The sequence below is a fragment of the uncultured Fibrobacter sp. genome (assembly GCF_947305105.1).
In the GTDB taxonomy this organism is placed as follows: Bacteria; Fibrobacterota; Fibrobacteria; order Fibrobacterales; family Fibrobacteraceae; genus Fibrobacter.
The window spans coordinates 1-6,602 of sequence record NZ_CAMZCS010000062.1 but is presented as its reverse complement, the minus strand read 5'-3'; the positions used below and the strand labels follow the sequence as shown (position 1 = coordinate 6,602).

5 protein-coding genes are annotated in these 6,602 nt (G+C 52.1%); all 5 read right to left on the bottom strand.

Annotated features, from left to right (window positions below):
• On the bottom strand, positions 1-406 hold a 406-nt coding region (locus Q0Y46_RS14665; RefSeq protein WP_297948543.1), incomplete at its 3' end, for a PLP-dependent transferase.
• Between the two features lie 327 nt (positions 407-733).
• Complete coding sequence (locus Q0Y46_RS14660) at positions 734-1,666, bottom strand: LysR family transcriptional regulator (protein ID WP_297948540.1); 933 nt, start codon at positions 1,664-1,666, stop codon at positions 734-736.
• Positions 1,663-2,574, bottom strand: coding sequence for a cysteine synthase family protein (locus Q0Y46_RS14655; RefSeq protein WP_297948537.1), 912 nt, complete (start codon positions 2,572-2,574; stop codon positions 1,663-1,665). The genes Q0Y46_RS14660 and Q0Y46_RS14655 overlap by 4 nt, the downstream gene beginning before the upstream one ends.
• A 1-nt stretch (position 2,575) precedes the next feature.
• The gene (locus tag Q0Y46_RS14650; RefSeq protein ID WP_295678680.1) at positions 2,576-3,736 is read right to left on the bottom strand and encodes a PLP-dependent aspartate aminotransferase family protein; all 1,161 of its coding nucleotides are present in this window, start codon (positions 3,734-3,736) and stop codon (positions 2,576-2,578) included.
• Positions 3,737-4,112: 376 nt separating this feature from the next.
• Entirely contained in the window at positions 4,113-6,380 is a 2,268-nt protein-coding gene (gene metE, locus Q0Y46_RS14645) for a 5-methyltetrahydropteroyltriglutamate--homocysteine S-methyltransferase (RefSeq protein ID WP_297948533.1), read from the bottom strand.
• Between the last annotated feature and the right edge of the window lie 222 nt (positions 6,381-6,602).

The following is a 6,602-nucleotide window of genomic DNA, read 5'->3' as shown; positions in this document are numbered from 1 at the left end:
CCACGAAAGTGGTTTCGATACCGAATTCGCGGAGCGTGTGCTGCAGCAGGTTGAAGGTACCGCCGTAAACCGTACGCTGTGCAACCACGTGGTCACCCTTGCGGGCGAGAGCCGTGATGGCGTAGGTAATGGCAGCTGCACCGGAAGCGACGGCGAGAGCGGCAACACCACCTTCGAGGGCAGCGATACGTTCTTCGAGCACGCCCTGCGTAGAGTTGTTGATACGGCCATAGACGTTACCGGCGTCCTTCAGGGCGAAACGGTCAGCGGCATGCTGAGCGCTATGGAACACGTAGGAAGTGGTCTGGTAGATGGGAACTGCGCGAGAATCGGTTGTGGGATCTGCATGTTCCTGGCCAACGTGAATCTGGAGAGTTTCAAAGTGGAGCTTGTTCTGTGTCGTCATGATAAAAATTCCTTTTTAGGTTGCAGCGGGCAACCGGGTCTAAAGAGACCCGTGCTCGCGATATATGGTTTTTGAAGATATCCTTAGGCTTATTTTTCTAACCTGCAAAGCCTTAAGGACGAAAGACTTTCGGCTAGTTCGTTTTCAGAATGCCTCTCGGCATTCGACAGTCACTTATCATAGGCGCTCCTTCGAATGCTTAGGGTTCACAAACCATTTTGTTTTCCCTATCAATTTTGTAGGCAATAAGATAGAATAAGATTTTCCTGATGTCAAGGTATAGAGTGATACTATTTAGCTTTAGTTAGTTATAGGTTTTGTTTATAACTATTCGCCAGCCTTGCAGTTTTTCAGGTACTTGACCAGGTTTTCCACATAATGCTCGCCCACCAGGCCCAAAAGCATGTTGCGCTTGCAGATGTAACCGATTTCCATCACGCGGTGCGCTTCCTCGCTCTTGTCCTTGAAGGGCACAGCCAGGTAGTCGCCGCCGTTCAGCTCCTCGCAGATGATTCCGGAACAGAGCGTGTAGCCGTTCAACCCAATCATCAGGTTCAGCATGGTGGCGCGGTCGTTCGCCTTGATGGTACGCTTATATTCGTTTGTACTTAATATCTCTTCGGCAAAGTAAAACGAGCCGTTGTCGCCCTGTTCAAAAGAGAGGCACGGGTAGTCTTCGAGCTGCTTCAGCGTAATGTACTTGTTGTTCGCGAGAGGGTGGCCCTTCCACAGGTACACATAAGCCTTGCACTCGATAAGCTTGTGGAACTCAAGGTCGCGCGAATCCAGCAGGTTCGTAATAATCTTGCGGTTGAAATCGCTCAGGTAGAGGATGCCGATGTCGCTCTTGAAAGCGGCCACGTCTTCGATGACTTCCTTAGTGCGGGTTTCGCGAATGGCGAAATCATACTTGTCGGTATCGAACTCCTTGACCGTTTCCACGAAGCTCTTGACTGCGAAAGAATAATGCTGCGTCGAAACGCCGAACTTCTTCTTGCGCGTGCCAATCTTGCCGTACTTCTCGAGAACCGTTTCGTAGTGGTCGTAGAGTTCGCGGGAATAGGCAATGAACTCCTCGCCCTCGCTCGTAAGCGAGACACCACGGCTCGTCCGGTTGAAAATCAGGATGTTCAGTTCGTCTTCCAGGTCGCGGATGGCCGCAGTCAGGGACGGCTGCGACACATAGAGTTTTTCGGCGGCCTTGTTGAAGGAACCGGTTTCGGCAATGCCGATAGCGTAACGGAGTTGCTGTAGTGTCATTTGTACAGTCCTTTGCTGAAGTAACGGTCGCCGCGGTCGGGGGCGACAAATACGATGTTTCCACGCGCGCCCGAAGCAATGAGCTTCTTCGCCGCCGCAAATGCCGCACCAGACGATGACCCTGCAAATATACCTTCTTTTTGCGCAAGTTCGCGGGAACCGTCAAAGGCATCGTCGTCATTAATCTTGACGACCCTATCCACAAGCGACATGTCCATGGTGTCGGCGATAAAATCATTGCCGATTCCTTCGATGTTGTAGTCACCATGTTCGCCACCGCCCATGGTGGAGCCAATAGGGTCTGCCAGCACACCCTGAATTTTCGGATTGCGCTCCTTGAGCGCCTTCAAGATGCCGCTGTAGGTGCCGCCACTCCCTGCACCGGCCACAACGTAATCCACATGCCCGTCAAGATCGTCATAGATTTCGGGGCCAGTCGTTTCGTAATGGGCAAGCGGGTTGGCCATGTTGCGGAACTGCCTGAGCGAAACGGAATCCGGAATCTGCTTCAGGAGTTCTTCAGCCTTCTGTTCGGCGCCGAGCATACCCTCTTCGCGCGGAGTGTTGATGAGTTCAGCCCCGAGCGCGCGCAAGAGCGTCTGTTTTTCTTGTGAGAACTTGGTGGGCACCACGAATATCACGTGCACACCGCGGTTGAGCGCTGCAAAAGCAATTCCGAGACCCGTGTTGCCCGCAGTCGCTTCGATAATGGTTCCACCCGGCTTGAGAGTCCCTTTCGCAAGAGCGTCGTTCACCATGTAAAGGCCCGTGCGGTCCTTCACGCTACCCGAGGGGTTCCAGAGTTCAAGTTTTGCGAACAAGTTCACGCCTTCGGGCACACCAACATGCGAGAGCTTTACGAGCGGAGTCTTCCCGATCAGGGACTGCATCGATTCGTAGTAATGCATACTAGGCCTCCTTCGCGGCGTTAATGCCGGCGTTCAAATCCAGGATGATGTCATCCACCTTCTCGATGCCCACAGACAGGCGAATCAGCCCGTCGGTAATACCCACCTTCTCGCGGATTTCCTTCGGGATGGAGGCATGGGTCATCGTGGCCGGATGGCATACGAGGCTTTCGACGCCACCTAGGCTCTCGGCCAGCGAAATCAACTTGAGGCCCTTGAAGAACTTCTTGATGTCATAACCTTCGTAAAGTTCGAACGAAATCATCGCGCCACCGTTCTTGGCCTGTTTCTTGTTGATTTCGTAACCCTGCGCGTTCGGAAGGCCCGGATAGTAAACGTGTTTTACAGCTTCGTGTTGTTCCAAGTAACGAGCGATGCGATCCGCATTTTCGGTATGGCGGTCGAGGCGCACACCGAGCGTCTTGATACCGCGAATCAAGAGGAACGAATCAAAGGGGCCGAGCACCGCGCCCACGGCATTCTGCGTGAAAGCGAGGCGTTCCGCGATTTCCTTGTTGTTGGTTACGGCAAGGCCTGCCACCAAGTCGCTATGGCCGCCCAGATACTTTGTCGCGCTATGCACCACGATATCGGCACCGAGTTCCAGCGGGCGCTGCAGATAAGGGGTCATGAAGGTGTTGTCGACAATCGTCAAGATGCCATGCTTCTTCGCTATCGCCGCAACGCCAGCCAAATCCGTCACGGTCAGGAGCGGGTTCGCCGGGCTTTCCACAAAGAACGCCTTCACATCGGGAGTCACCTTGGTATCGAGCGTCGCCAAGTCGGTCGTATCTTCGATGGAATAGGTGATGCCGAGGTTCTTGAAAACCTTGTCCAGAACGCGGAAGGTGCCACCATACACATTGCTCGAAATTATAATCTTGTCGCCCTTGTTAAAAAGCGCAAGCACAGTAGAGGTTGCCGCCATGCCGCTTGCAAAAGCAAATCCCGCAACACCACCTTCGAGTTCTGCGATTAGCGCTTCGAGTGCCGCGCGCGTGGGGTTCCCCGTGCGGGAATATTCCCAGCCGGTATTTTCGCCGAGGCCCGCCTGCTTGTAAGTAGAAGTCTGGTAAATAGGCACATTGACAGCTCCCGTGACCTTGTCACCATCGATGCCGCCGTGAATGAGTTTCGTTTCGATATACTTAGAAGTTGACATTCTGAAATCCTTTGGCGCATTGTATTGCCGCGCCGAGCATTGGTGAAAGTTTGAATAAAAAAATCCCGCTCCGGAGACACAACCGAGCGGGAACCTGTTTTAGATAAAAGCCTAAAAACTAGTCGCCCGCCCGACATCGACTACAACAACACATGTTTGCAAAATTCGCGTTCATATTCTTTTTTTCCTATCGTTTGTGTAGGGATTAATATAAAAAAAAACTATTACTCCGTCAACCGATTTTGGGGGTATTCGGTTATACTATTTTTTTCTATCCAACTATATTTTTTTGTTATAACGATTGAACAAAAAAATTCCCATAGGCATTCACCTACGGGAATTTGCAGTAATGAGGTGTATTAATTAAAAGGATGTTTTAGTTTTCGCTGCGGAGCTTCTTCGCGGCGGCCACGAGGTTCTTGAGGCTTGCCGTCGTTTCGGTTTCGCCGCGGGTCTTGAGGCCGCAATCCGGGTTCACCCACACGTTCTGCTGCGGAACCTTCGCGATAATCTTGTGGAGGGCATCCACAATTTCCTGTTCCGAGGGAACGCGCGGAGAGTGAATGTCATACACACCCGGGCCCACCTGAGTTTCGAACTTGGCTTCGTTCAGGGCGTCAAGCAACTTGAGGTCGGAACGGCTCGCTTCGAAGGTGATGACGTCGGCGTCCATATTGTCGATATCGCGTACGATGTCGTTGAATTCGCTGTAGCACATGTGCGTATGGATCTGCGTTTCGGGCTTGACCTTCGCATGCACCAGGCGGAATGCCGGAATGGCCCAGTCGAGGTATTCCTTGTGCCAGTCGCTCTTGCGGAGCGGCAGTTTTTCGCGGAGGGCGGCTTCGTCAATCTGGATAATGCGAATGCCATTCTTTTCGAGGTCAAGGACTTCGTCGCGGATAGCAAAACCGATTTCCTGTGCCTGCACCTTCAGCGAAACGTCTTCGCGCGGGAAAGACCAGTTGAGGATCGTCACCGGGCCCGTAAGCATGCCCTTCACCGGTTTGCTGGTGCAGCTCTGTGCGAAAACGGACCATTCAACAGTAATCGGAGCGCTGCGGCTCACGTCACCCCAAACTACAGGCGGCTTCACGCAACGGGTACCATAGCTCTGCACCCAAGCGTTCTGCGTAAAAATAAAGCCGTCAATCTTCGTGCCAAAATATTCCACCATGTCGTTGCGTTCGAATTCGCCATGCACAATCACATCGAGGCCAATTTCTTCTTGCAGCTTGATGCATTCGGCAATCTTCTTACGGTTGAATTCTACGTACTGTTCCTTGGAGATTTCGCCCTTGCGGAATGCGGCGCGGTTCGCGCGGACTTCAGCCGTCTGCGGGAAGGAACCGATCGTGGTCGTGGGGAATGCGGGCAGCTTGAATTCTTCTTTCTGCACAGCGCGGCGTTCGAGGCGGCTCGGTTTGCGTTCAAAGTCAGCGGCAGTGAGAGCGGCCAGTTCAGCCTGCACCTTGGCGTTTGCTTGCACGCGCGGAGTTGCAAACAGGGCCTTGTTCTTTTCGAGAGCGGCTGCGTCGCCACTGGCGATTTCGGCCAACTCAACGAGCTTTTCTTCGGCGAAGGCAAAATGACGGAGCGTTTCGGCGGGGAGTTTCTGTTCGGCAGCGACTGTGTATGGCACATGCAACAGCGAGCAAGAAGTTCCGACAACCACATTTTCGGCACCGACTGCACTCACGATTTCGGCGAGCAGCGCATTCTTCTGCGCATAATCGGCACGCCAGATGTTCTTGCCGTTCACGACACCGGCGAGCAAGAGCGTATTCTTCGGGAAACCGGACTTGACCAGTTCCAGCGACTTGAGACCTTCGACAAAATCAAGGCCGATGGCATCGAAACCGAGAGCGGCCACATCCTGGTACACATCGCGGATATCGCCAAAGTAAGTCTGCAAGGTAACCTTGAGGCCAGCGGCACGCACCTTCTTGACAAGTTCCACATAGATGGACTTGAAGAGCTGTTTTTCTTCGGCGGTCACGTCGAACACCAAAGCGGGTTCGGCAAAGCTAATCCACTTGGCGCCGGCAGCGGCGAGTTGGTCGGCGAGCTTTGCATAAGCGTCGACTGCAGCGACAACAAAGTCCTGAGCCTTCTTTTGGCCATTGTAACGTGCGAGACGAAGGAACGTGTATGCGCCGATTACCGTCGGAATGGATTCAATTCCGGCCGATTTGGCTTCGTTGAATTCTTCAACAGGCTTCTTGCCAACGAGTTTGAGTTCGGTGGCATCGTCAATTTCCGGAACAATGTAGTGGTAGTTGGTGTTGAACCACTTCTTCATCGGGAGGGCCTTCACGTCGCCCTTTTCGCCCTGGTAACCGTGAGCGGCGGCGAAATACTTTTCAAGCGTGCTCAAGTTCAGGCTCTTGTAACGTTCCGGCACCACGTTGAACAGGAATGCGGTATCAAGAACATTATCGTAGAACGAGAAGTCGTTCGAAGGAATGAAGTCGATGCCAGCAGCCTTCTGCTTCTGCCAACCGTACAGACGGATTTCGGCGGCGACCTTCTGGAGTTCCGCTTCGGAGATTTCGCCCTTAAAGAACTTTTCACTTGCAAACTTGAGTTCACGAGCCTTACCAATACGCGGAAAACCTATTACAGATGTTTTTTTATTGCTCATAGTGTATTACCTACCTTTTTTACATGTTTTTCTTGTACGCCGCCAAATATATATCCATTTCCATCATCGGTAAAATACTATTTTTTACATGTTCACCATAGATTTTTCCTATGGTGATTTATAACTAGCGATAAAGAAAATTTATAATGATTCTTCTGTTTACTAATCACCAACCACTAACCACTTTGTTATGACTTTACAACAACTTAAATACGCCATCGC